The organism is Clostridia bacterium, assembly GCA_017410375.1.
In the GTDB taxonomy this organism is placed as follows: domain Bacteria; phylum Bacillota; class Clostridia; order RGIG6154; family RGIG6154; genus RGIG6154.
In genome coordinates this window covers 120858-147574 of sequence record JAFQQW010000016.1, presented here as the reverse complement: position 1 = coordinate 147574, position 26717 = coordinate 120858, and the positions used below count along the sequence as shown (strand labels likewise).

Sequence of the window (26717 nt, the reverse complement as noted above, 5' to 3'; positions counted from 1 at the left end):
TCGAGGATTCCGCTCCATTGCTTGCTTTTTGTCAATTTGAACTCTACCGTACCTCTGTACGCCGACGAATTCAAATTGACAAAATATAACTTCCTTTTTCGCACTCTGACAGCGTGTCGATAGGTTTATCGACACGCTGAACGAAACAGCTTGCTGTTTCGCTTATTTTATATTATTTTTTCAATGCTTTTCATTAAAAAACTGATTTTTTCGTCAAAATCTTCTTTTGCGGGAATGAAAGCGAAGTTCGGGTGATTGTTCCACACCTCAAAAAGTCTGTTGTCCACGGCAATTGCACCTTCTTTGGATTCAAACCGCACAAAATTGTTTTCGGTCTGATACAAATTACCCGGTGCGTTTGCAGCGGTTTCTAAGCAAATTACTGCATCGTATCGTGCAAACAATTCGGCTTCGGTCAGATTTAGTTCGTTTAAATTCTGCAAAAACTCCTCGTCCTTCATGTAGGCCTTTCCATCGATTGCACCGCGGTCGAAAAACAGAATGATTTTTTCGCGATTCATATCTTCAACGGCTTTTAAAAAGCAAGCTTCTTTGTGTAATTGCAGTTCTAAAAGTGTTTTTTGAAAAAGGCGCGTTTCCATAGAATCAATGGCAATACCACCATATAAAAGCTCAGTTGCGGTTTCGGGCACAATGATTACGGTGTAGCCGTCAGCCTCAAATTTTTTGCGTATTTTTTCAAGTGCAGTGGTTTTTCCTGCACAGGGACCGCCTGTAATGACAATTTTTTTAAAATTCTTCATTGGTATCTCCGTTTTGTTTTTTCTTAAGTATACATCAAAAAACAAAATTCGTCAAGATACACCTAGCTTTTATGTAAGGCTAAATATTTCTGCTTTGTTGCGTTTCCGCCCCGTATATGCCTCGTTTCCCGGTTGTCATCCAAAATCAGACGCACTTTTTGATAAAGTTTGGGATTGATGTGTTCTAAACGGTATGCTACATCTTTGTGGACAGTGGACTTTGAAATGTTAAACTCTTTTGCGGCATTCCGAACGGTACACTTGTGCCTTATGATGTAATCTGCAAGTGAGAGAACACGTTTTTCGATATAATTTTTCATACAATGGCTCACTCCTCATCTTCTTGTTAACAGTATATGGGTAAAGTGTTTTGTTATGACAAAAATTAAATTGTTTCGAAATTCAAACCTTTTTTATCGATAATTTGGTTTACAAGCTGTTATTTAAATGCTATACTTAAGACAATGAAGTAAGTTGAAGGAGCGGTTTTATGGAAAATCTCAAATCCAAAATTCAGGAACAGGGTTATAACATTCCTTATTCCGAAAATCTTAGTGTACTGTGCGCACCCATTACTGTGTCGGGTAAAGTTGCACCCAACCGTATTGCAATTCAGCCGATGGAAGGCTGTGATGGCACCGCAGACGGTGCGTTTGGCGAGCTGACTCATCGACGTTATGAACGCTTTGCCAAAAGCGGTGCCGGTTTAATCTGGGCGGAGGCTTGTGCGGTTGTCAATGAAGGCAGAGCAAATCCCAGACAGCTCTTTTTAACCGAGAAGAATTTAGACAGCTTTAAATATGAAGTGGAATTCATGCGTGAAACCGCAATGAAAGAAAACGGCATCAATCCCGTTATCATTCTGCAAGCAACCCATTCGGGCAGATATTCCAAGCCCCAAGGTACGCCTGCACCTTTGATTGCATATAACAAGCCCATTTTTGAAAAGGATAATCCGATTGACGCATCTCATATTTTATCGGACGATTATCTGAAGGCTTTGGAAGAAAAATTCGGTTTAACCGCAAAGCTCGCTGAACAAGCAGGATTTGACGGCGTAGACATTAAATGTTGTCACGGGTATTTAATGAGCGAGCTGATGGGAGCACATGTTCGTAAAGGCGAATATGGCGGAAGCTATGAAAACAGAACACGCCTTTATTTTAATTCTATTGCACAGGCAAAGCAGAATACGGGGAAAGATTTTATTGTAACCAGCCGTATGAATGCCTATGACGGTTTTCCGTACCCGTATGGTTTTGGTGTAACCGAAGAAAAAGGATTAACACCAGTGCTTGACGAACCGCTTCAGGTTGTCAAAACCTTAAAGGAAAAATTTGATTTCGAGCTTTTAGATATTACAATCGGTAACCCTTATGTAAATCCCCATGTAAACCGTCCCTTTAATCATGGTCCTTACGAATCACCCGAGGCTCCGCTTACGGGGGTAGAGAGAATGATGAAGTGCGTGGGTAAAATTCAGCAAGAGAATCCGGATATGGTTATTATGGGCTCAGGCTTTTCCTATATGGGTAAAGAATCGGAAAATGTGGCGGCAGGTGCCGTTGAAAACGGTGTTTGTAAAATTGCAGGCTTTGGCAGACAGGCTTTTGCGTATCCTGATTTTGCAAAGGATATGTTATCGGGTGGTGCAAAGCAGGAAAAATGCTGTATTGCATGCGGTAAATGCTCTGAACTGATGCGTGCAGGTACCGTTGCAGGCTGTGTAATCCGTGACAGCGAAACGTATATGCCGTACTACAAACAGTACGTTTTAAAGAAATAAGGAGGAATTGAAAATGAAAAGTGCAATTGTAACAGGATGCCTTGGTGGCATTGGCAAAGCAGTTAAAGATAAATTACTTGGTGCAGGCTTTCATGTAACCGGTATGGATGTGGGGGATTATACTGAAAATGAAGCGAATTTCACATATGTGAAGGGCGACCTTTCCTGTGCATCCGACAGAGAAAAGCTGGTTGCAGAGGCGGCAAAAGCAACAGGTGCGATTGATGTACTGGTAAATGTCGCAGGTGTTGCGCCAAAGGTACGCGCTGACCTTTTAACCATGACAGAAGAAAGCTATGATTTTGTGATGGATATCAATGCCAAAGGTACATTCTTCTTAACCCAGGCTGTTGCCAATCATATGGTTGCACACAAAAACAACGAAGAACGTTACATTGTAAACATTTCCTCGCTTTCTGCGTATGCAACTTCCACCAACCGTGGCGAATACTGCATTTCCAAAGCAGGTGTCAGCATGATTACAAAGCTTTTTGCGGACCGATTGGCTTGTGAAAACATTATGGTAAATGAAATCCGTCCCGGCATCATCCGCACGGGCATGACCTCTACCGTAAAAGAAAAATACGACAACCTGATTGATGGCGGTTTACTTCCCATCAAACGTTGGGGCGAGCCGGAAGACATTGCTTGCGGTGTGTTTGCCCTTTGTAACGGCACGCTTCCTTACATTACAGGTCAGTCTTTAGATGTAGACGGCGGTTTCCATTTGCAGAGACTGTAATCGGAGGTGCCTATTATGAATTTTAAAACTTATCAGACAAGCTGCCTGGTTATCGGCTCGGGCTGTGCCGGCTTTAATGCGGCAGACACCTTATACGATAACGGGCTTACAGATATTATCCTTGCCACCGAAGGTATTAAAATGGGAACATCCCGAAATACCGGCAGTGACAAGCAGACCTATTATAAAATGTCTTTGTCCCATGACTGTGTAGACGGTGTAGGGAAAATGGCGGAAAGCTATTTTAAGGGGCAGGCAATGTCAGGGGAATTGGCTCTTACCGAAAGTGCCAATTCTTTGTCGTGCTTTTTTAAGCTCTGTACTTTAGGTGTGCCGTTTCCAAAAAATGAATTTGGTGAATTTGTAGGCTATCAGACTGACCATGACGACACAAAACGCGCAACATCGGTTGGACCTTTAACATCCAAATACATGACAGAAGCATTAGAAAAATCGGTGTTTTCCAAAAATATTCAGATTTTGGACTGCACAATGGTATTTAAACTTTTTAAAAAAGAGAACAAAATCTGTGGTGCATTAGCATACAACAAAGCGCATAATGAATTTGTGCTGATTGAGACCCCTGCTGTTATTTTAGCAACAGGCGGTAGTGCATACCTTTACAGGGACTCTGTATTTCCGCTTTCTCAGTCGGGCATGAGTGGTCTTGCCATCGAAATCGGTGCCAAAACCTCTAACCTTACTGAATGGCAGTACGGTTTAGCCTCTACCGATTTCAGATGGAATGTGTCGGGCACCTATCAGCAGGTGCTGCCGCGCTATATCTCTGTGGACGAACAGGGCAATAAGTACGAATTTTTGTATGATACTCTGACCAATGAAGAAGTGTTGCTCTACACCTTCCGTAAAGGCTACCAATGGCCCTTCGACAGCCGTAAAAAAGACGCATCTTCTCTGGTGGATATTTTGGTACATCAGGAAATTTTAAAGGGAAGAAAGGTGTACATGGATTTTATGGAAAATCCTAAAGGCTTTAGCTTTGATGCACTTCCTGAAGAGGCATACACATATCTTAAAAATTCCGAAGCCATGCAGGAAAAACCGATTGACAGATTACTTGCCATGAATGAAAAAGCGTATCAGCTTTATTTAGACCATAATATTGATTTGAAAACCGAAATGCTTCGTGTGGCTGTTTGCGCACAGCATCAGAACGGTGGTCTTACGGTAGATAAAAACTATCAGACAACTGTGGACGGCTTGTATGCCGCGGGTGAAGTGGCAGGTGTTTTCGGTGTTTACAGACCGGGTGGCTCGGCACTGAATTCCACACAGGTCAGCTCTATGCGCTCTGCGTTGCATGTTGTAAAATCGAAAAGAGAACAGCGTGTAGATTTGAAACAAGAGGCAACTGATTATCTTTCGGGCTTAAAATTTACGTCTGAAGAAACCGATTTTTCCGAAAAACAAGCGATGTTACAGCAAAAAATGAGTGATTTTGCTGCCTTTTCTCGTGATTTAACTGAAATCGAAAAAATGCAGGCGGAAGTAAGAGGTCTTTTGGAAAATGCAACTGAAATTCCTGAAAAAAAGGTAGGCGCATTCTTAAAATACAAGGATATGTTAATCACCATGCAGGAGGTTTTGTGTGCAATGGCACTTTGGTGTAAGGAAATCGGTGCCCGTGGCAGTGCCATGACGGTAGGGTGTGATAAAGAGGATGACAGCGGACTTGTTGTTTATACAGAAAACGGCAAAGCATATACCGAAATGCCTGCACCTATTCCTGAAAGCGAAGTTTGGTTTGAAAAGGTGTATAACAACCAATAAAAGGAGCGATAAGCATGAAAAGTTGTGGTTTGGTATCCATTTCGTTTCGACAGCATACGGTAGACGAAATTATAGATGCCGTAAAAGAAGCAGGACTTAAGTATATAGAATGGGGAAGCGATGTGCATGTTCCCGAGGGGGATGTTGAAACTGCCAAAGCGGTTAAAGTGAAAATGGATGCCTCAGGCTTAAAAACATCTTCCTATGGCTCGTATTACAAGCTTGGGCAGAATCAGAATATTGTACCGTTTTTAGAATCCGCTAAAGTTCTTGACACAGATATTATCCGAATCTGGGCAGGCGGAAAGGGAAGTGCGGAAACAGATGAGGAAACTCGAAAAGCATGGACGACCGAGGCAAAAGAGGTTTGCAAAAAAGCGGCAGAATACGGCATTAAAATTGATTTTGAGTATCATCCGAATACCCTGACCGATTGCAGAGACAGTGCGTATCGGTTGTTGCAGGAGATCAATGAACCAAACTGTGGTATTTACTGGCAACCCTTTTACAAGCTTTCCCAGGAAGAAAATTTAAAAGAAGCGGAAAAGGTGATGCCGTATGTGGATGTATTGCATCTTTTCTATTGGGAAAACCATTCGGTTCGTCGTTTCTTAAAAGATGCAAAGGAGGAGCTTACAGCATACATCAAAGCCTTTTCAGGCAGGGCTGTTGTTAAGCTTTTGGAGTTTGTTCCGGATAATGACATCGGTTATCTGCAGGGCGAAGCGCAAACATTGTTTGAAATTTTAAAAGAAGCGGAGGAGTATAAATGAAAGCGGCATTTATCAGCAATTCTAATGGAATTATCGATAGAGTTTACAGTCCTGAGACACAAAAACTCTTAAAAGAGAAATTTGATTTTTATGATGGAATTTATACCATTCATAATTCTGACCGGCTAAAAGATGTGGAATGCATTTTTTCAACCTGGGGCATGCCGGCGTACACGCCCGAGCAAATTGATGCATATTTCCCTAAGCTTAAAATTGTATTTTACGGTGCAGGCTCTGTGCAGGCGTTTGCAAGACCGTTTTTAAACAAGGGCATTCCGGTTATCAGTGCCTGGATGGCGAACAGTGTTCCGGTTATTGAGTATTCTGTTTCGCAGATTATTCTTGCCAATAAAGGTTTTTATCAGGTTGCAAGTCGCATAAATTCCAAAGAAACAAGAGACGCCTCGCGCGCACTTTTTAACACCTATACCGGAAACTTTAATACAAAGGTTGGTCTGATTGGTCTTGGTGCAATCGGTGCAGGGGTTGCAGAAATGCTTAAAAATTTCAAGCTGGATGTTTATGCATACGATCCCTTCTGCTCTGAAGAAAAAGCGAAAGCTTTAAATGTAACCTTGACATCTTTAGAATATATCTTTGAAAACTGTCAGACCATTTCCAACCATTGCGCAAACCTTCCCGAAACCCAGAACCTTTTAAATGGTGCACTTTTTAATAAAATGAAAAAGAACGCAACCTTTATCAATACGGGCAGAGGAGCGCAGGTGGTAGAAGCGGATTTGATTGCTGCTTTGCAGGCAGAGCCTGACCGTACGGCAGTTTTGGATGTTACTTTCCCGGAACCGCCCGAATCGCGGTCTCCATTTTACACAATGCCCAACGTGTTCTTAACACCTCATATTGCAGGCAGTGCGGGAGACGAATGCATGCGTATGGGCGACTATATGGCCGAAGAAGCGGAGCGTTACTTAAATAATGAGCCTATGAAATATGTTGTAACCCTTAAGATGTTAGAAACAATGGCTTAAAATTTAAAGCACCACGTTTTGTGGTGCTTTAAAAATGCAATAAATGCAATGTTTTCAGCAATATTTGTAAAGAAAGTTCTCTTTTTTTGTGTTATGATATAGATAGGAGGGATGAATAATGAAAAAAATTGTTGCAAGTGTTTTGGTTTTATGCATGATGATTTCCTGCGTGCCTGTATTTGCGGCAAGCGTTGCATCACAACAAACCTACTCAACCGAAAAACTGGATGGCGAAATGGTTATTCCAGTAACCAATACGGTTGGTACATGGAAGGATTCAAAAGCAGTTTTGAATTATGACGGGGCAGGTCATACCTATTCGCAAACAAATGGTGACTGTGCTACCTATGTAATCAGAGATATCAAGGCGGGCAATTACGAATTGTACTACTGGGCGATGCCGCACCAGAAGAATTCTTCTAAAAATACCGGTATTATCAAGCATAACGGAAAAGAAGATACCGTAATAATTGATACGAAAATCAAGGAGGACGAAACGGTTGCGCCCGGTTGGCTTTCTCTCGGCGTTTATGATTTTGCAGGCAAGGGTGAGGAAAACTTCTCTATGACAGTAGACGGCGGCAATGTTCGTGCCAGCGCCATTAAACTGGTTCCTACCGATAAACCGCTTACCGATACGTCTGCACCGAAAGAAGAAGTGAAAGAGGAAGAAACTGTTTCGGATGTAAAATCCATCGATGGTCCGCTTACAGGCTACTGCATCTGGACAGGCGGTGACAGCCATTGGCGTTCTTCTACCACGATTTTAGGACCTATGGCGGCTTCTCCGCAGACTATGTGGATTTCGGGTGTAGATGAAAAAGCAACCATGACTTACTATCCCGAAATGACTGATGCCGGTAACATTGAGGTTTCTGTATATCTTTTGTACTGGAAAGCGAATCAGAATCCGCAGGTTAAATACGAAGTACATCACAACGGCAAAGTAGATGAAAAAATCTTAGATCCCACAACTCTTACCAAGAGCGAATGGGTATCCTTAGGTACCTTTGATTTTGCAGGCAATCCCGAAACAGAGTTTGTAAAGCTTGTTTGTGTGAAGCCTGAAGAGGACTCGGAGCTCGGAAAGAATACCAGAGCATCGACCATACGTTTTACCTATGCAGATTCCGGTACAACCGTGTATGTAACACCGGATGAAAAACGTGATGCTGTTCGTTCGGATTGCGCCCCCTTAAACGCTTTTTCCGATATGGCAGACCATTGGGCGCATTACGATGTAGAGTATATGGCAAACGAAGGATTGGTTTCGGGCGTTGGCGAAGGCTTATTTGACCCCGAAGCACAGATTACCCGCGCCGAATATGTAACCATTTTAGACCGTGCAATGGGCTACAACTTAATTTCAGGCGAATCTTACGCAGACGTTCCGGCTACAGAGTGGTACGCACCTTACGTGGCAACCGCAAAAGCAAACGGCTTATTAAACGGTTTGCCGACCGATGACGGCTTTAAGCCGAACCAGCCCATTACTCGTCAGGAAATGGCACTCTTTACATACAACGCAATCAAAGCAACCGGCAAAAACGACGAATGGCTTAAATCTATGCCCGATGATTATGTGAAATTTACAGACACCGATTCTGTATCCGATTGGGCAGAAGAAGCGCTTAAATATTTAATCAAAACAGGTATCATCAAGGGTACTTCCGAAACAACCGTTTCTGCATTGGATAATGCAACAAGAGCACAGGGCGCAGTAATCTTAAAGAGATTTATGCAACAGTTTGTATGGGCAGGCCCGCCGACAAATCAGGAATGGATAATGACCTTTAATGATGAATTCTTCGGCGATAGCTTAGACTGGGGCGTATGGTCTTCCGATAATCGTTCGCCGAGCAACTTACTTGGTGGTCGTTGGCCTGAAAATGCGGTTGTGAAAGACGGTGCGCTTTCGCTTATGACCTTGCGTGAAAGAGAGAACAGAGGGGACAAGGAATGGTCTACCGGCTCTGTATGGGTGCGTTCCTCTGTGTTTGCACAGAAGTACGGTTACTGGGAAGCACGTTATAAAATCGCAGCTTCTCCGAATATCAACAATGCATTCTGGACCTATGTAAACTGGGTGGAAAATGTACATTCCACCGGTGCAAAGGATCAGCATTTTGAGGTTGATATCAATGAAGGCAGATATCCGAATGTGGTTGCAACTACCTTACATAACGACACTTTAGGCAAGCGTGTGTCTACCTCTGAAAGATATTACAGTGAGTATGATTTGTCGGCAGATTATCACACCTACGCAATAGAGTGGAACGAACAGGAATTGATTTACTACTTTGATGGTATGGTGATTTTCACGGTTCCCAATCAGAATATTGATGAATTACAGTTTCCCATTTTGTCTTCCGCATTGAATCTTCCGGAAGGCTCGCTTCCCGATACCGAGTATGCGGAACCCTATATGGAAAATACCGCACAGGTTATTGACTATGTTCGTGTTTGGCAGAAACCCGAAGATGTAAATGATCCTGCCAAAACACATTTCGGTACCCGCGTAGAAAACGGTGGACCTATCGATTGGCAAATTGCCAAGGAATCGGCATCTTCTGCCACACCCGAGGCTTCTAAATTGTCACCTGTTGACAACACCTCGTATGACGGTGAAATTGTTATTCCGGCAGTACTCAGCAGTGGCTGGAAAAGTTCAAAAGTAGCACCCGGCTATGATGGCGGTGTGCATTACTGGGTAAACAAGCCGGGCGAAACAGCATCGTTCCCGTTGAAAAAAGTAGTGGCGGGCAAGTATAAAGTATACTACTGGGCTTCTCCCTATATTTCGACAATCGGATATATTGAACCTGTTTTCAAAACAAAAACAGGAGAGTCTGTAATCGGTAAAGTGTCCTTTGCTTTAAAGAGTGAAGCAGAGGTTGCTACAGCGCAGGCAGGCTGGGCATTGGTTGGGGAAATTGATGTAACCGACCCTGCAAGCTCTGAAGTCATTTATACCTGCACAGGACAGTCTATTGATGGCGGCATGAATGTACGTGCTTCCGCAATCAAGCTTGTTCCGGTAAAATAAACAAATAAAAAAGGTTGAACAAAAGTTCAACCTTTTTTGTGTATTTTTATGCGTTTTTGGATTTATCCAATGCCTGTGTAAGGTCTTCGATAATGTCATCAATGTTTTCTAAGCCAACCGACAACCGAATCAGACCGGGTGTTACGCCGCCTTCTAACAGCTGTTCTTCTGAAAGCTGTCTGTGGGTGGAACTTGCAGGATGCAGTACGCAAGTACGGATGTCTGCAACATGTACCACAAGTGATGCCAGCTTTAAGCTGTCAATAAATACTTCGCCCGCTTTTCTGCCACCCTTTAAGCTGAATGCGATAACACCGCTGTAGCCGTTAGGCAGATATTTTTTTGCAAGTTCTTTATGCTTGTAGCTGTCAAGGGAAGGATAAGTAACAAATTCCACATCATCTCTTGCTTCTAAGAATGCGGCAACCTTTTCAGCATTCTTAGAATGACGCTCCATACGGATGGGAAGCGTCTCTAAGCCCTGGCTTACATAAAATGCACCCATAGGTGTCTGATTACAGCCAAAGTCACGCATCAGCTGTACACGCGCCTTTACGATGTATGCCATATTACCGAAGGTTTCTGTGTAAATAACACCGTGATAAGAATCGTCCGGTACAGTAAATTCCGGGAATTTACCGGATGCTGCCCAGTCAAAATTACCGCTGTCTACGATAACACCGCCCATCTGGATTGCATGACCGTCCATATACTTTGTGGTGGAGTGAATAACAATGTCAGCACCAAATTCAATCGGTCTGCAAAGGTAAGGCGTTGCAAAAGTGTTGTCTACAATCAAAGGGATATTGTTTTTGTGTGCGATGTTTGCGAACTTTTCAATATCAAAAATTTCAATGGAAGGATTGGTGATGGTTTCACCGAAAATTGCCTTTGTGTTGGGGCGAATTTCTTTTTGAATGTCTTCCTCGGAAGCATAATTGTCTACAAAGGTCACATCAATGCCAAGCTTGCGCATGGTTACATTAAATAAATTGAATGTGCCACCGTAAATCGCAGCAGAAGCGATAAAATGATCGCCTGCACCTAAAATGTTAACTAAAGACATAAAGGATGCAGATTGACCTGAGGAGGTGCACATTGCGCCCACACCGCCTTCTAAGTCCGCAATTTTCTTTTCAACCATGTCAACGGTAGGGTTGGCAAGTCTGGAATAGAAAAAGCCGTTTTCAGTTAAATCAAAAAGCTTTGCCACATGTTCGGTTGACTGATAACGGAATGTGGTGCTCTGATATATAGGCGTTGCCTGCGGTTCACCATTTCCGGGGGTGTAACCGGAGTGCAAACATTTGGATTCAAATTTCATAATTTTTACACCTGCTTTCATAATTTATATTCCTTATTATAGCTTTTTTTTGTAAAAAAGTCAATATATAATTATATCTTGCAATGAAATATATACTATGATAAAATAAAGTTGAACAAAAAGTGCGGAGGTGGATAGAAATGCCTTTGATTTTAAGCATTGTCGGTGGAGTGTTGTTTTTAAACGGAGCGGTGTACGCAATATGTATCGGTAGTGATTTGGGTGTTCTGTTAACAATTCTTTTGGGTTGTTTTTATTATTGTGGGGCATTTTTTACAGAAAAATAAGGACTAAAACCCAAAGCGGTATTTTAAAATATTTAAAATGGATGATTGTAACGGGCTTGGTTGCAGAAGCACTTTTGGTTGCAGGCATCACCTTTTACGGTTTAACCGATACTGTGGATTACAAAGAAGATGCTGCTATTATTTTGGGGGCAGGTATTCATGGTGAAAAAGTTTCCTCCGCTTTAAAGCAACGCCTTGATACAGCGGTTTTATATTTAGAAAATAATCCCGATGCACTGTTGGTTGTAACAGGTGGACAAGGTACAGGTGAAGCCGTAACCGAAGCGTATGCCATGGAAAAATATCTTTTGGAATGTGGCGTGCCTGCGAATAAAATTTTGAAAGAAGAAAAAGCAACCTCTACAAATGAGAATATGCTGTATTCAAAAAAATTACTGGACAAACATTTAGGCACACAGTACAAGGTGGCGATAATAACCAACCATTTCCACATTTACAGAGGTGTTTCGTATGCACAGAAAAACGGTTTTTTAAACCCCACACATGTCCATGCGGGGTTGAAGTGGTATAATCTTGCACCCTGCTTTTTGCGTGAAAGTCTGGCTGTTTTAAAAATGTGGATTTTAGATTGAAAACACTCTTTAAAAAAACACTTGCATTATTTTGGAAAATGGGGTATAATAACTTTATTAAAATTTAAACTGAACAGGAGGTAATGGTATGGCAACGATAAATGGTTTGCTCGGCGGTAGCGGCGGTATGATTTTGTACTTTGTGGTTATCATCGCTGTTTTCTATTTTCTTTTGATCAGACCTCAGAAGAAACGTGAAAAAGAAGCGAAAAACATGATGGAAGCATTAAAAAAAGGCGACCGCATTGTTACAATCGGTGGTTTTTACGGCAGAATCGTATCTGTTAAGGATGATGTTGTAGTAATCAACCTTGGCGGCGATAACAAAGTGAAAATCGAAAAGAGCGCTGTAAGAACTGTGGTTAAAGCTTCGGATGCAGATGAAGAAGATGCACAGGATGATGCTGAATAAGATTTGCGCATAACGGACAAGCACCTTTGAATATAGTGTAACAACTATATTTGGAGGTGTTTTTTTATGCCGTCGGTTAAAATACTGAAAAACGGAAAAGGAGAACAGGAAAATTTTAAAACATCACACCTTGTTAAAAGTGTGGTTTGCAGTGCCTTATTTGCAATTGTTTTTTTGCTTATCGGTGCTGCTGTGTTTCAGTTTTTCGGCATTTCTCAAAAATATATTCCTGTTACAGCGAAGATTATACTTTTGCTCTCGGCTTTTTCGGGTGGCATTTGCAGCGGGCTGATGCGCAAAAATAATGGATATATGTTTGGTGCTGTTACAGGATTGTTGTATGCGCTTTTACTTCTTGCAATCAGCATTTTGAGTAAAATGTATGATTCAAGCCTTTTATCAACGTTTTTATCTGTTTTTTTGTGTGTTCTTTCGGGTGCAATCGGCGGAATTTTGGGAATTAACATAAAACGTAAGAAAAAAAGAAAAAGAAATCCGTAAAAATAATAAAAAAATCTTGAAAAAGCGCCACTTTTGTGATATACTTTAATAGATTATACAGAAGGAGGCGGACTTTGGTGAGAGACCGTTTAGAACAAATTAAAAATTCGGCTGTTCAGGAATTAAATGTTGCCGAATCAAAAGAACAACTTGAAGAAATCCGATTAAAATATTTGGGCAAAAAAGGTGAATTAACCCAGGTGCTCAGAATGATGGGTGGTTTGTCAGCGGAAGAAAGACCTGTTATGGGTCAGCTGGCAAATGTGGTTCGGAATGAAATCGAAGGACTTCTGGAAGAAAAAAATAAAAATGTTGCAGCTTTAGAGCTTGCAAAACAGTTAAAGGAAGAAGCACTTGACGTAACCATTCCCGGTAAAAAAGCGTTAAGAGGCGGCAGACATCCTTTGGCACAAATAAAAGAAGAATTAAGCGAAATATTTATGTCTATGGGATTTTCTGTTGCAGAAGGTCCTGATGTGGAGCTTGACCATTATAACTTTGAAGCATTAAACATCCCGAAAGGCCATCCTGCACGTGACACGCAGGATACTTTCTACATTGATGAAGATGTGGTGCTTCGTACCCAGACTTCACCGGTACAAATCCGTGTTATGGAAAATAAAAAACCGCCGATTCGTATTGTTGCGCCCGGCATGGTTTACCGTTCCGATACGGCGGATGCGACCCATTCACCGGTTTTCCACCAGATGGAAGGCCTTGTGGTGGACAAGGGGATTACCATGGCGGATCTTAAAGGTACTTTGGAAGAATTTTGCCGTCTTTTGTACGGTCCTGAAACCAAAACCCGTTTCCGTCCGCACCATTTCCCGTTTACTGAACCAAGCGCAGAGGTTGACGTATCCTGCTTTGTATGCGGCGGAAAGGGTTGCAGAGTCTGCAAAGGCGAAGGATGGATTGAAATTTTGGGTGCAGGTATGGTGCATCCTAAGGTTTTGGAAGTTTGTGGCATTGACCCGGATGAATACAGCGGTTTTGCATTCGGTATCGGCTTAGAGCGCGTTGCAATGCGCAAATACGATATCGACGATATCCGTTTATTCTACGAAAATGATGTCAAATTCTTGAAACAGTTTTAGGAGGCGTAACAAATGAAATTACCAATCAGTTGGTTGAAAGACTATGTAGATATTGATATCTCTGCAAAAGAGCTGGCAGATGCAATGACCATGTCCGGCTCTATGGTTGAGGGAATTGAAAATCACGGTGAGGATGTTCTGAATGTAAAAACAGGCCGTATCGTGAAGGTTGAAAAGCATGAAAATGCGGATAAAATGGTTGTTTGCCAGGTGGATATCGGTTCCGAGACCGTTCAGATTGTAACCGCGGCAACCAATGTATTTGAAGGCGCTATTGTGCCGGTTGCTTTAGACGGTGCAAAGCTTCCCGGCGGCATTAAAATCAAAACCACTAAATTAAGAGGTGTAGATTCTTTTGGTATGTTTTGTTCTGTTGCGGAACTCAATATTACCGTACATGATTATCCCAATGCAATTGAAGACGGCATTTTGATTCTGGAAGAGGGTACACCCATTGGTGTGGATATATGTGATGTTTTGGGCTTGAATGACGATATTTTAGAATTTGAAATCACCTCTAACCGTCCTGACTGCATGAATGCCATCGGTTTAGGCAGAGAAACTGCGGTTACATTAAGAAAACCGTTTAAAAAGCCGGTAGTACCTATGGAAAAAGATGCGGGGGAAACCGGAAAAATGTTTGAAGTTGTGGTGGACGAACCTGAACTTTGCCCCAGATATTGCGCAAAAATTGTTAAAAATGTAAAAATTAAACCGTCTCCTGCATGGCTTAGAAACCGTCTGCGTGCATGTGGTGTAAGACCTATCAACAACATTGTAGATATCACAAACTATGTAATGCTTGAATACGGTCAGCCGATGCATGCGTTTGATATGCGTTTCTTGGAAGATAACAAAATTGTTGTTAAACGCGCAAAAGACGGGGACAAGTTTATGACACTTGACGGGCAGGAACGCATTCTTACAAGCGAAATGCTTACCATTTGCGACGGCAAAAAGGCTGTTGCGGTGGCAGGTGTTATGGGCGGTGAAAATTCTGAAATTAAAGAAGATACCGTGGACATTTTGTTTGAAGGTGCAAACTTTAATTACAGCTCTATCCGTAAAACCTCAAAGACACTTGGACTTCGTACCGAGTCTTCTTCCCGTTTTGATAAGGGGTTAGACCCTGAAATGGCGCCCTTGTCTGTACAGCGCGCTTGTGAGCTTGTGAAAGCGCTTGGCGCAGGTGATGTTGTCGAAGGTATGATTGATGTAAACTTCACATCCGGCGAAAAGAGAAGATTACCCTTTGAACCCGAAAAAATGAATGCATTCTTGGGACTTGATGTTTCAAAAGAATACATGATTGATATTTTGGAAAAATTAGAATTTGAGTTTGATGGGGATACTTTACTTGTTCCGTCTTTCCGTGACGAAATCAAGAGAATGGCTGACGTAGCAGAAGAAATCGGCAGATTTTACGGCTATGATAAATTACCTGCAACCGTAATGTGCGGTACAGTAATTCCTTTTGCGAAAACCAAAAGCGAAAAAACAGATGCAAAAATCAAGAAGGTGCTCTCCGAAAGCGGTTACTATGAAGCACTGACCTATACCTTTATGTCACCCTCCGAATATGACAAAATCTGTCTGCCTGAAGGTGATGTGCTGAGAGATGCTGTGAAAATCAGCAATCCTTTAGGCGAAGATACCAGTATTATGCGTACAACTATTTTGCCTTCCATGCTTACATCTTTAGGTTTGAACTACAGCAAGCGTAACGCCGTTGTTCGTTTGTTTGAGGTTGGTAAAGTGTTCTTAAAGAGTGGTGAAAAGTTACCGCGTGAACCGAAAAAGGTTGTGCTTGGCGCATATGGTGATTGTGATTTCTATTCTGTAAAAGGGGATGTGGATGCACTCTTGGATGCTCTGTTCATTGAAAAAGTATCCTATGAACCTTGTACCGATAATCCGTCCTTCCATCCCGGAAGATGTGCTTTCATTTATGCAAACGGTAATGAAATCGGTATACTGGGCGAAATTCATCCGACTGTTGCAGATAACTATGAAATTGAAACCAAGGCATATGTTGCAATCCTGGACTTTGATGCACTTGTTGCAAATCAGAATAACAACGTAACCTATAAGAAACTGCCGAAATTCCCGGCAGTTACCCGTGACCTGGCTGTTCTTTGCCGAGACGATATTCCTGTTGGCCATATGCAGGAAACCATTAAAAAGTATGGCGGAAAAATTCTGGAGGATGTACAGCTTTTTGATATTTATAAGGGTAAACAGATTCCTGATGATATGAAGAGTGTTGCTTTCTCCATTACATTCCGTGCATCCGACCGTACACTGGTTGATGAGGATGTAAATAAAGCATTTAACAAAATCGTAGATAAGCTCAATGCAGAGCACGGAGCAGAATTGCGATTATAAGATTTTTAAAGAGAGGATGGTTCGTATGGATAACAAGTTCGAAACCGTAAAATTTACGCTTGGTATGGATTCTAAAAAGCAGGCAAGAGAGATTATGGACAACGTATACCAGTCTTTGAAGGAAAAAGGCTATAATCCGATTAGTCAGATTGTAGGGTATATTCTTTCTGGCGACCCCTCTTATATTACAAGCTACAATAATGCCAGAGGTATTATTACAAGGTTAGAGCGGGACGAGCTTTTAGAAGAGATTATCAAAGAATATCTTTCGTATTCTCAGGAATAATTTATGAAGAACTCGGTACGCACAGTCGGCAACATATTTTTTATCATATTTTTTTCAAAGCTTTTAGGACAAGTTCGCGAAATGATGATTGCGGGCAGTTACGGAACGGAAAATTTAGCAAATGCGTTCATGACTGCCACGCAGATTCCTCTGAATTTCTTTGATTTGATTTTGGGTGCAGCAATTGTCTCTGCATTTGTGCCTGTGTTCAATGAATTTTATGAAAAAGACGGATTTGAGCACGCAAACGGCTTTGCAAATAATTTTGTAGGTGTCATCACAGTTATATCTGTGGTGATATCTGTTTTAGGCGTAATCTTTTCCGGAACATTGATTGGCGTTATGGCGAGCGGATTTGATGCTGAAACATCTTTACTTGCATCAAAGCTTTTAAAAATTATGTTTCCGTCTATGATTTTTACAGCAGTCGCTTATACGTATGCAGGGGTGTTGCAGTCTTTGGGGCAGTTTAATGCACCGGCAGCCATGAGTATTGTATCAAACGGTATTTCAATTTTATATTTATTGCTGTTTAAAGACAAATACGGAATAACAGGTCTTGCGGTTTCCATGCTGATTGGTTGGCTTATGCAGTTGGTTTTGCTGATTCCGTATTTAATTCGATTTAAGTTTAAATTTGGTTTTAGACTTAATTTTAAAGACCCGGGAATGATTAAGGTTTATAAACTTGCAATTCCTATTCTTTTAAGCTCTTGGGTGCAGCCTTTAAATGTGCTTTTTAATACACATCTGGCATCCTACCTGGAGGGTGGCGCATCGGTTATCAACTATGCCAATAAACTGTATCTGATTATTGCAAGCGTTTTTACCGTTGCGATTACCAACATGATTTTGCCCGAACTTTCCAGACTGTTTGTGTCCGGTGAAAAAGAACAGGCAGGACAGGTTATCGGCAATTCATTAAAGGCAACCACATTGTTTATTTTGCCAATTATGTTCTTGTTTATTGTTTTTGCTGAGCCCATCGTTCGCATCATTTATCAAAGTGGTGCGTTTGATGAACGTTCAGTGGAACTTACAGCTGCGGCGTTGTTGTGTTACAGTATTGGAATGCTCGGCTTTGCATGGCAGGAGGTCTTAAATAAAAGCTTTTATTCCATGCAGATTTCGAAGATACCTATGCAAACGGCATTTTTGGCCATTGCAATTAATGTTCTGGTTAGCTTGGCACTTTTTAAAAGTGTCGGTGTTGCAGGTCTTGCGACGGCTTCTGCCATATCGGCAATTTTTAGCGGTGTAACCTTGTTTATACGCATGACAAAAGCGAATCAGTTTCTTCCTGTAAAACAGGTGCTGGTTTCATTTTTGAAAGGATTCATTTCTGCCGTTGTCAGTGCAGGTGTTGCAAAGATTATATGCAAACTTTTGGTACCTGCGCAAGCCGGACGGATTGTGTTGCTTTTTGCAGTTGGTACAATTTGTCTGTTTGCGATTATATTATATGTTTTGCTTTTGTTACTTTTCCGTTGTGAAGAACTGAAAGTGTTAAAAACGATGATGTTCAAAAAGAAAGGAGAAAATGATGCATAGCTGTATATTGTCATTTTTTGTATCTTTATGGATTCGGTTGTGGAATTGGATAAAGAAAAAGAGCGAAACTTCTTTCTTTTGCTCAGTTTTCCGCTTTGTAAAAGAATGGTTTGATAAATCCTATAAAAACAGTTTTCTTGTTCGTTTCTTTGCAAAGAATGAGCAGACAGACAAGGCTTTTTCTGCACGATACGGAAAGGTCTCCCGTTCAATACGCGGTTTTTGCTGTAAAATACTGTTCCCTTTATCTCAGTCTGTTACAAATAGCAAAATCTGCCTGCTTCTGAACACATTCTGGGAGAATTGCAAGTACTATAGTCTGCGGAATTATGGTGTTTTCATGCTTTTGCTGGGAGTAGGGAGTCTTTTGGCAAACTTTATATTTAAAAATTCCTGGATTATGTATCTACCGACTGCTATTTTTCTCTTCAGCGGTGTTGTTTTAGTTGCGGTTAAAGAAAGTTTTTCGGAGCTTTTAGGCCATTCCTTCTTTTTTGGATTGTCAAAAATCCCCGTAACCGGGAAAAGAATAGAAACATCTTTGAAAAAGCCTTTGATTTTGGGCGTTGTTGCAGGTGTTTTTGCAATGCTTACGGACACTATTCCGGTTGCACTTGCAATTGCCGGTGTTTTGGCTATTGCATTTTTGTATAAGTACACCGAAATTTCGCTGATTGCTTTTATTGTTCTTTTACCTTTTTCAAAAACTATGATTATGGTTGCAGGTGTTTTACTTTTGGTTGCGGTTTTTATATCAAAAACCCTTCTTGCCGATAAAGAATTTAAATTCCGCTATTCCTCTGTCAATCTTTTCATGCTCTTGTTTGGTGCGGTTTATATCTGGGGTGTTATCAATTCTTATGCAAAGCTTTCCAGTGCAAAATGTGTATTGGTATACCTTGCGTTTATGCTGGTTTATTATCTTATTCTCAATCTTCTTTCGGACCGTAAACGGCTCTGGGCCCTGTTCCGCCTTCTTTGCGTAGCTTCGGTTCCTTGCGCTGTTTTAGGCATATATCAGTACATGAATCCCGAACAACTTACCGTTTGGCAGGACGCGGACATGTTCGATGATATTGCCGGCAGAATTGTTTCTTTCTTTGAAAATCCCAATGTTTACGGTGAGTATTTAATTATTATGATTCTTGTTCATGTGGGCGTTATTTTGCATTCAGAAAGAGTAAGTGCAAAGTTGTTTTATTTTGTTTCGCTCGCAATGAATGTTTTGTGTATGTTTTTAACCTATTCGCGCGGATGCTGGATTGGTGTAGCTGTGGCCTTGATGCTTTTCTTTTTTATGAAGCGCAGAGGTTGGTTTATTGCGGCAATTTGTGTGGGATTTGTTTCTTTGTTTTTCTTACCCGAAAGCATTATAAACAGAATTTTAAGCATTGGAAATCTTGCAGACACCTCCACCTCTTACCGCATGTATATCTGGGAAGGCACGGTGCACATGCTCAAGGATTTCTGGATAACGGGAGTCGGTGTTGGTTCTGATGCATTTAATCATATTTATCCGATTTATTCTTACGGTGCAATTGCGGCGCCGCATCCGCACAATCTGTATCTTCTGATTCTTTCTGAAACAGGTCTTATCGGCATTTTAACTTTTATTTGTCTGATTGTACTTGTTATTAAAAAGTTGTTTGTGGTCGCAAATAAGAATGACATGTTTTGCAGTACCTTTGCCGCAATTTTACTGTCAGCGATTTTAGGGTTTTTAATTCAGGGCGTTTTTGATAATGTCTGGTATAATTACAGAGTCTTTTTATTCTTCTTTATAATCGTTGGAATTTCAGTTGCTTTGAGTGTTGTATCTGCAGATTCGGAGGTGGAAAAACATGATTAAAGTCATCAACGTTTCTTCGGATTCGAATATTGGTGGTGCAGGAAGATGCATTTTAACATTTCTTCGTAATTATGACCGTTCGCAGTTTGATGTAAAAGTAATTTTGCCGAGAAACAGTGCATTGATACCGTATGTGGAACAGACGGGAACTGAATATATCGAAGCAGACGGTATAGCGGACACCTCCTTCAGTAAAGAGGGCACTGCATCCGTTAAAGAAATTTTAAATCGTGAAAAGCCTGACCTGGTGCATTCTCATGCAAGCTTTTCAGCGCGTCTTGCGGCAAAAGCCTTGAAAATCCCTGTAATTTACACAAGACATTCTGTTTTTCCGAATCCTGCAAAGCTTACAAAAGGGTTTGGAAAATGGAAAAACGGATTGATTAACAACCTGACTGCAACAAGAATTATTGCGGTTGCCAAAGCTGCATCAGATAATCTGACTGAAGCAGGTGTATCTAAGAAGAAAATCACGGTGATTCCCAACGGTGTTGACCCGATTAAGCAATATAACGCAGAGGAATTGACAAAAGCAAAGCAGTTTTACAACTTGGACAACGATAATTTTGTTTTTGCCATGGTTGCTCGGGTTGAAGATATAAAGGGTCATGATTTTTTTCTGGAGGCTGCCGATATTGTTTTGAAAAAAAATCCGCATGCACGTTTCTTTATCTGCGGAACAGGTAATTATGTTGAGCATGTCAGGAAAAAAATTATACAGCTTCAGTTGCAGGAAAAAGTGATGTATCTCGGACATATTCAGGATGTGACTTCTATCATGAACGTGATTGATGTAAACGTAAATGCGTCGTACGGTACAGAAGCGACAAGTCTTTCGCTTCTGGAAGGCATGAGCGTCGGAACACCGATTATCGCCTCTGATTACGGTGGTAATCCCGAGCTTGTCCGTCCGGGTGTGAATGGTCTTCTGTTTGAAAGTAAAAATTCTGAACAGCTTGCAGAATGTATGTGTCTTGTTTTGGAAAACAGAGAGTTGTATGAAGCTTTAAAAACGGGTGCAAAACAATTATATGAAAACGAATACACGGCAGGTGTCATGACATCTCGTATTGAAGCGGTTTACAAAGAAACTGTAAGGAGGAAATAACATGAAAAAATTTACTTTTGTCGATTTCGCTATTGTTTTGGTTGTCATAGCGGTAATTGCAGGCGGATTTTTCTATCTGAATTCCCAGAACATTATCCGTACAACCGGTCAGGAGCATGAAACCACATTCGATTTTTGTGTATTGGGGGTCGAAGAGCATGTTGCGGACGAAATCAATGTTGGCGATATGGTTTACGACAGTGCAAAAAAGATTGAACTGGGTAAAATTGTGCGTGTGGATAAGCAGGTGCATGAAGATATGTATCCCGACACACAAAATGGCGGCTATTACAAACAGAAGGTAGATAATCGATACAGCGTTATACTTACTGTTTCGACACCTGATGCATCTTATGAAAACGGTGTTCTTTCTGTTAACAATTACGAGTTGTATCTTGGCAAAGGATGTTATATCAAGGGTCAGAATTTTGCTTTAAGCAGTACGGTCTGGAGAATTGATGGAATGGAGGGAAATGGTAATGAAAAATAAACTTAAGTTTAACATTTTGGATGCATTCATTATTGTTTTTGTTCTCTGTGCTGCGTTTGTTGTGTGTGTTAAAATGACCGGTACGGATGTGGTTTCCAACAACGGGCAATTCAGCAAAGCAGAGGTTGTTATAAAACTTTCTTCAATGCGTGATTTTACTGCAGAAGCAGTTCCGGAAGCAGGAACGGAGATTTTTGTAAACGATACAGATGCAAGGTTTGGTCTAATTATAAAAAAAGAAATTACCCCTGCAAAAACAAACCAGTTGCTGACTGATGGTAAAACCGTTGAAACGGAAGTTGCTAACAGATATGATGTTTACGTTACAGTTGAAGTGGAAGGAATCCAGCAGCAGGACGGTTACTATGTAAACGGAAATCAATGTCTGTCCATCGGTGCATCTAACGCATACCGTGGGAATGGAAATATTTTTTACGGAGAGATTTATTCAATTAAGGATTGACAATGCGCAGGTAATATGCTATAATAATTACAATATTTCAGGGCGGGGTGTAAGTCCCCACCGGTGGTATAGCCCACGAGCTTAAGATAAGCTGATTTGGTGAGATTCCAAAGCCGACAGTATAGTCTGGATGAAAGAAATAGGATGTTTTTGATTATTCTTTTGTTTAAAAGTAGCCTTGAGATAGTATATCTTAAGGCTATTTACATGAAAGGATGATTGACAGATGAACACAAAAAAAGATTCAAAACATGTACGGAGCATGGTGTATGTCGGAATGCTTACCGCACTTGCATTTGCGCTTTATTATATGGAAATTCCGGCAGGCTTTTTAGTTCCTGCAACGCCTTTTTTAAAGATCGATTTCAGTGATGTGCCGGCATTGATTGCAACCCTTGGCTTAGGACCGATTGCAGGCACTTTGGTTGAACTGCTTAAAAACATATTACATATTGCGATTACAAAGGAGCCGGCACTTTCCGGTGAGGTTGGCAATTTTCTTTCCGGCATGTGCATGGTTTTGCCTTTATGGATTGCAATGCGGAAAAATAAGTCAATCGGACATCGTTTTTTGGCTATATCCGCTTCGGCTATCTGTTGTGCAATTGCAATGGCGATATTTAATTTTTATATCACCCTCCCGCTGTACGGTATTGCGGATTCTTCTGTAAAAAACAACATGTTGCTTTACGGTTTTTTGCCGTTTAATCTTTTAAAAGGTGTTTTGATTCCCACTATATCTATTATAGTATACGACTTGCTTTCAAAATACAAATTATTCCCCGAAGACAACCGTTAAAAAGGTTGCCTTCATATGCACCCATAGCTCAGCAGGATAGAGCAACGGTTTCCTAAACCGTGTGCCGGGGGTTCAAATCCCTTTGGGTGCGCCACATAAGGACAACAATTTTGATAGAATTGTTGTCCTTTTATTTTTGCCTTTATTTAAGCCATTCCCGGGTTTTTCGTTATATTTTCACATACAAAAAACACCGCTATCCGAGAGCAAAATTCCGGGTAGCGGTTATTTTTTTATATTCAAATCGTGAAATCTTTGCAGTAATCGTGAAACTTATGGGGTATTCGTGAAATTTATATGGTAATCGTTAAATTTATGGTGGTATTCGTCAAAGTTTTGAGTAAGTGGAGGAAGATTTATCCTCCGTTTTTTCGGTATTCGGAAGGCGTTTTGCCGGTGATTTTTTTGAATTGCTTCATAAAATGCAGATCGCTTTTGTATCCGCATTGTGCCGCGATTTCTTTAATGGTTTGGTTGCTTGAAAGTTTAATTTTTGCTGTTAAAATACGTGCGTTTACCACATCTGCCATAGGCGAGACGGAAAAAAGTTTTTTATATGCCCGCTGAAAACGCGAAGCACTTAAGTTGCATCGTTTTGCCATTTCGGGTATTTTCCATTCCCAATACGGAAAATTTATTATGTCTGCCCGAAGTTGCACAAAAGCATCGCGCGTTTTTAAAGTAGGGGCATCTGAATCGTAATAATCAAATAAATCTTTGCATTTTGATAATAATCCCTGCAACATAAAAGTTACCGTTTCTTCTCGTCGGGCATTTGCACTGCGATGCTCTATATCAATAGAACGAATGATATTGTGATATTGCTCAGGTCTTGCAAGGGAAAGCGGCTTGTTTAACATAAGACCTTCAAGTTCTGATTTTTCAGCGGAAAAAACAACATAGTCGTTTATCATAGCGTCGTCTGTTGCGTAAAAATACTGCGGCGCGTCTTTATCCACAAGCAAAAGCGTGTGCGGTGGCAACACAATATCTTTTCCGTCTATTCTGATGGAAATAGGCGACCAGAATAACTGCAAAGCATAGTACGGACTATTCGGTCGGTTTATTATAAAATTTTTATCTTTGAAAATTTGAATACCACTATCTATAACTTTCATAAGAAGCCACCTTTCGTATTTTACTATAACACATCAGGCATTATTTTGTAAAGTGTTAATTTATTTTGCGATAATTTTTGTGTTTCCTGAAGCTAAGTCTTCTCCGTAAACTGTAACAACTACAGGTCCTGTGTTGTTTGTACGAACAACGGCGAGTGCTTTTCCCATAAAAGCATGGCATTTGTTTGAACCATAGAGATCTTCGTTTTGAGGGTCACCGCTGAAAAATGCCAACAACTCACCATTTTCCACAACGCAAGTAAGTTCATTATCTCCTGTTGCAATGGGATTGCCCTGATTGTCGGTAAGCTGAATATCAAAGTATGCAAGGTCACGATTATCCGCCCAAAATTCTGCCTGTTCTGCCATTACATGAATGTGCGCAGGTGCGCCTGTTGTAACAAGCGTATCACGGCTTATCTCTTTAGTACCCTTGTATGCAATGGCAATAAGGGTTCCTTTTTCATAAGGAATATCTATGGTTGCAATGGCCTTTTCGGGCACGGTCATACCAAGAGAATTACCGTTTAAAATCCATTCTATGCAATCTGCTTCGGTATACACTTCACATTTTACGGGTTTTCCGATATAAATTTCATCAAAGGTCCAGGTGGGATACACATCAAACCAATGCCAATAGGTTCCGCTGAAACCCTCACCATAGTGTTCGGGATGGGTGGTAAAAATCTTAATGGGTTTGCCTGATAGCCATATCGCTTCTCTGTAATACGACCGTGGCATACGGAATGCACACAAATCGAGGTCACCCTGGAAGCAGGAACGCCACGGATAATTTGCCACATTGATGCCTTTAATGTGTTCATCGCGTTCCCATGCAGACCTGCCTGTACCTGCTTCTCCCAGATTGTCTATTGCTGTCCAGGTGAAATTGCCCAATACATTATTCATGGATTTGGTCAGTTGCCAATCCGCATAAAAATCAAGGGTGTGGGTTTCAGATCCCCAGATTACACGGTTTTCATATTTTTTGCTGTCCTTTTCATAGTGCGAAAATAAATAATTGTAACCGACAATGTCCAAAGGCTCCATAAATTTTTCGGTGATTGTGTCAAATTGTACACCCGGTTTTCCTTTTTCAATTGCCGGATGACGTTGGCGTACAAACCCTTCCACATAATCTTCGGGATCGGAGGGGTCTATTCTGTCGTATACGTAGCAAATGCCCGAAGTTACGTAACGGGTGGTGTCATATTTTCTGATTTCTTCAGACAGGATATTTGCCCATTTTGCACCGTCCGAACTGCAATCACGTTCAACAATTTCGTTACCGATGGAATAGCTGATAACCGACGGATGGTTTCTGTCACGGCATACCATGGACTTGATATCTCTTGCATACCAGTCTCTAAAAAACAAATGATAGTCGTTTGCCTTTTTCTGACAATTCCACATATCAAAGGCTTCGTCCATAACCAGAATACCTTCGCGGTCACATACCTCTAACAGAGCAAGAGAAGGCGGATAATGGGCGGTACGGATTGCATTGAATCCCGCTTCTTTTAATTTTTTAATTTTTCTCTCTTCCGCTTTCGGAAGTGCTACGGCACCTAAAGCACCGTGGTCGTGATGTATACAACCGCCACGCAATTTGGTGAATTTACCGTTAATCAGCAAGCCGTCTTTTGAATTGCAAACTAATGTGCGAATACCAAACTTCGTTTCTGCCGTATCGGTCACTTCGTTTTTATAAGAAATTTCAGTTTTTAAGGTGTATAAATAGGGTGTATCTAAATTCCAGAGATTAGGGTTGTCTACACGGATTTCCACATTCAAAACCGCTTTATTTTCTTGTTCCACCTGAATATTTACTGCGTTTTCGCCCACCGCATTGCCGTCTGCATCGCAAATCACTGATTTTACCGATGCGGCACCTGCAACATCAGACGAAATTTCGTATTTAATCTGTACAACCGCCTGCTTTTCATCCGCTTCGGGTGTGGTAATAAAGGTATCCCACGGCTCAACGCGTACTTTACCGCCTGTCCACAAAAACACATCACGATAAATACCACCGCCCGCATACCAACGGGTGGAGGGTTGCATCGGGTTGGTGAAAATTTTAATTTTGTTGGTCACATCAGGCACTATATAGTCAGTAAGGTCTACAAGATAAGGTGTGTAACCGTGCGGATGAATGGAAAGCAAATCATCGTTAAAAGTTACTTCCGAAACCATATATGCACCGTCAATATCTAAAATGTAGTGTTTGCCCGCTTCTAAATCTTTCAGATATTTTATGTAATTTGCCACGCCACTGTTGAAAAATCCGTCCGAACCGCCTCCTGCCGCGTGTTCACTTCTGCCTGCGGTTATCACATAATCGTTGGGTAAATCCACTTTTTTATAGTCGCTGTCACGCTCTGTTTTTAACAACCAATCTTTCGAAATGCAAAACTTTTCCATAACATACACTCCCTGTTTAAGAATGAAATTATTATACTATATTATGTCTGATTTGTCCAGTATTTGGGGTTAAACAGCAGAATAGACAAGTAAAACGACATAATATGTCATTTAAAGCAAAAACGTTTTATGCTACAAT

At 41.1% G+C, this 26717-nt stretch carries 23 protein-coding genes, 1 tRNA gene and 1 riboswitch; of the genes, 19 read left to right on the top strand and 5 right to left on the bottom strand.

What is annotated here, in order from left to right:
* Positions 1 to 167: 167 nt before the first annotated feature.
* Both IJE10_02660 and spoIIID read right to left on the bottom strand, forming a co-directional pair.
* Complete coding sequence (locus IJE10_02660; GenBank protein MBQ2967008.1) at positions 168 to 764, bottom strand: ATP-binding protein; 597 nt, start codon at positions 762 to 764, stop codon at positions 168 to 170.
* Between the two features lie 62 nt (positions 765 to 826).
* Entirely contained in the window at positions 827 to 1084 is a 258-nt protein-coding gene (spoIIID, locus tag IJE10_02655; GenBank protein MBQ2967007.1) for a sporulation transcriptional regulator SpoIIID, read from the bottom strand.
* Positions 1085 to 1254: 170 nt separating this feature from the next.
* Between spoIIID and IJE10_02650 the strand changes: the two genes are divergently transcribed.
* From IJE10_02650 to IJE10_02625, 6 genes are all read left to right on the top strand, one after another.
* Positions 1255 to 2550, top strand: coding sequence for a flavin oxidoreductase/NADH oxidase (locus IJE10_02650; GenBank protein ID MBQ2967006.1), 1296 nt, complete (start codon positions 1255 to 1257; stop codon positions 2548 to 2550).
* A 13-nt stretch (positions 2551 to 2563) separates the two neighbouring features.
* Positions 2564 to 3292: a 3-ketoacyl-ACP reductase gene (locus IJE10_02645; protein ID MBQ2967005.1), complete on the top strand. Its 729-nt coding sequence runs from the start codon at positions 2564 to 2566 to the stop codon at positions 3290 to 3292.
* Positions 3293 to 3307: 15 nt separating this feature from the next.
* A complete protein-coding gene (locus IJE10_02640; protein MBQ2967004.1) occupies positions 3308 to 5083 on the top strand; it encodes an FAD-binding protein in 1776 nt (591 codons plus the stop codon).
* A gap of 14 nt (positions 5084 to 5097) precedes the next feature.
* Positions 5098 to 5856 (top strand): TIM barrel protein, encoded by a 759-nt coding sequence (locus tag IJE10_02635; GenBank protein MBQ2967003.1) that lies wholly within the window; start codon positions 5098 to 5100, stop codon positions 5854 to 5856.
* Positions 5853 to 6845, top strand: a complete 993-nt coding sequence (locus IJE10_02630) for a hydroxyacid dehydrogenase (GenBank protein ID MBQ2967002.1) — start codon at positions 5853 to 5855, stop codon at positions 6843 to 6845. Before IJE10_02635 ends, IJE10_02630 begins: the two co-directional genes overlap by 4 nt.
* A 118-nt stretch (positions 6846 to 6963) precedes the next feature.
* Positions 6964 to 9891: an S-layer homology domain-containing protein gene (locus IJE10_02625; GenBank protein MBQ2967001.1), complete on the top strand. Its 2928-nt coding sequence runs from the start codon at positions 6964 to 6966 to the stop codon at positions 9889 to 9891.
* A 46-nt stretch (positions 9892 to 9937) separates the two neighbouring features.
* Here the strand turns inward: IJE10_02625 and IJE10_02620 are convergent, their stop codons facing one another.
* Positions 9938 to 11215, bottom strand: a complete 1278-nt coding sequence (locus IJE10_02620) for an O-acetylhomoserine aminocarboxypropyltransferase/cysteine synthase (GenBank protein MBQ2967000.1) — start codon at positions 11213 to 11215, stop codon at positions 9938 to 9940.
* A 259-nt stretch (positions 11216 to 11474) separates the two neighbouring features.
* Here IJE10_02620 and IJE10_02615 point away from each other — a divergent pair, with 259 nt between their 5' ends.
* The 13 genes from IJE10_02615 (at position 11475) to IJE10_02555 (ending at position 23130) form a co-directional block, all read left to right on the top strand.
* The gene (locus tag IJE10_02615) at positions 11475 to 12095 is read left to right on the top strand and encodes a YdcF family protein (GenBank protein ID MBQ2966999.1); all 621 of its coding nucleotides are present in this window, start codon (positions 11475 to 11477) and stop codon (positions 12093 to 12095) included.
* An 88-nt stretch (positions 12096 to 12183) separates the two neighbouring features.
* Positions 12184 to 12507, top strand: coding sequence for a preprotein translocase subunit YajC (gene yajC, locus IJE10_02610; protein ID MBQ2966998.1), 324 nt, complete (start codon positions 12184 to 12186; stop codon positions 12505 to 12507).
* Between the two features lie 66 nt (positions 12508 to 12573).
* Positions 12574 to 13008 (top strand): TIGR04086 family membrane protein, encoded by a 435-nt coding sequence (locus IJE10_02605; GenBank protein MBQ2966997.1) that lies wholly within the window; start codon positions 12574 to 12576, stop codon positions 13006 to 13008.
* A 77-nt stretch (positions 13009 to 13085) separates the two neighbouring features.
* Entirely contained in the window at positions 13086 to 14105 is a 1020-nt protein-coding gene (gene pheS, locus IJE10_02600; GenBank protein ID MBQ2966996.1) for a phenylalanine--tRNA ligase subunit alpha, read from the top strand.
* Between the two features lie 12 nt (positions 14106 to 14117).
* Positions 14118 to 16490: a phenylalanine--tRNA ligase subunit beta gene (locus IJE10_02595; protein ID MBQ2966995.1), complete on the top strand. Its 2373-nt coding sequence runs from the start codon at positions 14118 to 14120 to the stop codon at positions 16488 to 16490.
* A 25-nt stretch (positions 16491 to 16515) separates the two neighbouring features.
* Entirely contained in the window at positions 16516 to 16776 is a 261-nt protein-coding gene (locus IJE10_02590; protein ID MBQ2966994.1) for an IreB family regulatory phosphoprotein, read from the top strand.
* Positions 16777 to 16779: 3 nt separating this feature from the next.
* Positions 16780 to 18327 (top strand): murein biosynthesis integral membrane protein MurJ, encoded by a 1548-nt coding sequence (gene murJ, locus IJE10_02585; GenBank protein MBQ2966993.1) that lies wholly within the window; start codon positions 16780 to 16782, stop codon positions 18325 to 18327.
* Positions 18328 to 18694: 367 nt separating this feature from the next.
* Positions 18695 to 20176, top strand: coding sequence for an O-antigen ligase family protein (locus IJE10_02580; GenBank protein ID MBQ2966992.1), 1482 nt, complete (start codon positions 18695 to 18697; stop codon positions 20174 to 20176).
* Positions 20169 to 21284: a glycosyltransferase family 4 protein gene (locus IJE10_02575; protein ID MBQ2966991.1), complete on the top strand. Its 1116-nt coding sequence runs from the start codon at positions 20169 to 20171 to the stop codon at positions 21282 to 21284. Before IJE10_02580 ends, IJE10_02575 begins: the two co-directional genes overlap by 8 nt.
* A gap of 1 nt (position 21285) precedes the next feature.
* Complete coding sequence (locus IJE10_02570) at positions 21286 to 21774, top strand: DUF4330 domain-containing protein (GenBank protein MBQ2966990.1); 489 nt, start codon at positions 21286 to 21288, stop codon at positions 21772 to 21774.
* On the top strand, positions 21764 to 22237 hold the full coding sequence (locus tag IJE10_02565) for a DUF4330 domain-containing protein (GenBank protein MBQ2966989.1): 474 nt from the start codon (positions 21764 to 21766) through the stop codon (positions 22235 to 22237). The genes IJE10_02570 and IJE10_02565 overlap by 11 nt, the downstream gene beginning before the upstream one ends.
* 29 nt (positions 22238 to 22266) lie before the next feature.
* A riboswitch (FMN riboswitch) is annotated at positions 22267 to 22383 on the top strand.
* Positions 22384 to 22463: 80 nt separating this feature from the next.
* Positions 22464 to 23036, top strand: a complete 573-nt coding sequence (locus IJE10_02560; protein ID MBQ2966988.1) for an ECF transporter S component — start codon at positions 22464 to 22466, stop codon at positions 23034 to 23036.
* Between the two features lie 17 nt (positions 23037 to 23053).
* Positions 23054 to 23130: transfer RNA gene (locus tag IJE10_02555), tRNA-Arg, on the top strand.
* Between the two features lie 262 nt (positions 23131 to 23392).
* Here IJE10_02555 and IJE10_02550 read toward each other — a convergent pair.
* Positions 23393 to 24154, bottom strand: coding sequence for a helix-turn-helix transcriptional regulator (locus IJE10_02550; GenBank protein MBQ2966987.1), 762 nt, complete (start codon positions 24152 to 24154; stop codon positions 23393 to 23395).
* 60 nt (positions 24155 to 24214) lie between these two features.
* Positions 24215 to 26578: a DUF4982 domain-containing protein gene (locus IJE10_02545; GenBank protein ID MBQ2966986.1), complete on the bottom strand. Its 2364-nt coding sequence runs from the start codon at positions 26576 to 26578 to the stop codon at positions 24215 to 24217.
* Between the last annotated feature and the right edge of the window lie 139 nt (positions 26579 to 26717).

Bases quoted from the DNA above. Each gene is read 5' to 3' on its own strand.
- IJE10_02595 (MBQ2966995.1), top strand. From the start codon at position 14,118: ATGAAATTACCAATCAGTTGGTTGAAAGACTATGTAGATATTGATATC.
- IJE10_02550 (MBQ2966987.1), bottom strand. From the start codon at position 24,154: ATGAAAGTTATAGATAGTGGTATTCAAATTTTCAAAGATAAAAATTTT.
- IJE10_02635 (MBQ2967003.1), top strand. From the start codon at position 5,098: ATGAAAAGTTGTGGTTTGGTATCCATTTCGTTTCGACAGCATACGGTA.
- spoIIID (MBQ2967007.1), bottom strand. From the start codon at position 1,084: ATGAAAAATTATATCGAAAAACGTGTTCTCTCACTTGCAGATTACATC.
- murJ (MBQ2966993.1), top strand. From the start codon at position 16,780: ATGAAGAACTCGGTACGCACAGTCGGCAACATATTTTTTATCATATTT.
- IJE10_02650 (MBQ2967006.1), top strand. From the start codon at position 1,255: ATGGAAAATCTCAAATCCAAAATTCAGGAACAGGGTTATAACATTCCT.
- IJE10_02570 (MBQ2966990.1), top strand. From the start codon at position 21,286: ATGAAAAAATTTACTTTTGTCGATTTCGCTATTGTTTTGGTTGTCATA.
- IJE10_02575 (MBQ2966991.1), top strand. From the start codon at position 20,169: ATGATTAAAGTCATCAACGTTTCTTCGGATTCGAATATTGGTGGTGCA.
- IJE10_02660 (MBQ2967008.1), bottom strand. From the start codon at position 764: ATGAAGAATTTTAAAAAAATTGTCATTACAGGCGGTCCCTGTGCAGGA.
- IJE10_02640 (MBQ2967004.1), top strand. From the start codon at position 3,308: ATGAATTTTAAAACTTATCAGACAAGCTGCCTGGTTATCGGCTCGGGC.
- IJE10_02625 (MBQ2967001.1), top strand. From the start codon at position 6,964: ATGAAAAAAATTGTTGCAAGTGTTTTGGTTTTATGCATGATGATTTCC.
- IJE10_02565 (MBQ2966989.1), top strand. From the start codon at position 21,764: ATGAAAAATAAACTTAAGTTTAACATTTTGGATGCATTCATTATTGTT.
- IJE10_02545 (MBQ2966986.1), bottom strand. From the start codon at position 26,578: ATGGAAAAGTTTTGCATTTCGAAAGATTGGTTGTTAAAAACAGAGCGT.
- yajC (MBQ2966998.1), top strand. From the start codon at position 12,184: ATGGCAACGATAAATGGTTTGCTCGGCGGTAGCGGCGGTATGATTTTG.
- IJE10_02560 (MBQ2966988.1), top strand. From the start codon at position 22,464: ATGAACACAAAAAAAGATTCAAAACATGTACGGAGCATGGTGTATGTC.
- IJE10_02630 (MBQ2967002.1), top strand. From the start codon at position 5,853: ATGAAAGCGGCATTTATCAGCAATTCTAATGGAATTATCGATAGAGTT.
- IJE10_02590 (MBQ2966994.1), top strand. From the start codon at position 16,516: ATGGATAACAAGTTCGAAACCGTAAAATTTACGCTTGGTATGGATTCT.
- IJE10_02620 (MBQ2967000.1), bottom strand. From the start codon at position 11,215: ATGAAATTTGAATCCAAATGTTTGCACTCCGGTTACACCCCCGGAAAT.
- IJE10_02605 (MBQ2966997.1), top strand. From the start codon at position 12,574: ATGCCGTCGGTTAAAATACTGAAAAACGGAAAAGGAGAACAGGAAAAT.
- IJE10_02645 (MBQ2967005.1), top strand. From the start codon at position 2,564: ATGAAAAGTGCAATTGTAACAGGATGCCTTGGTGGCATTGGCAAAGCA.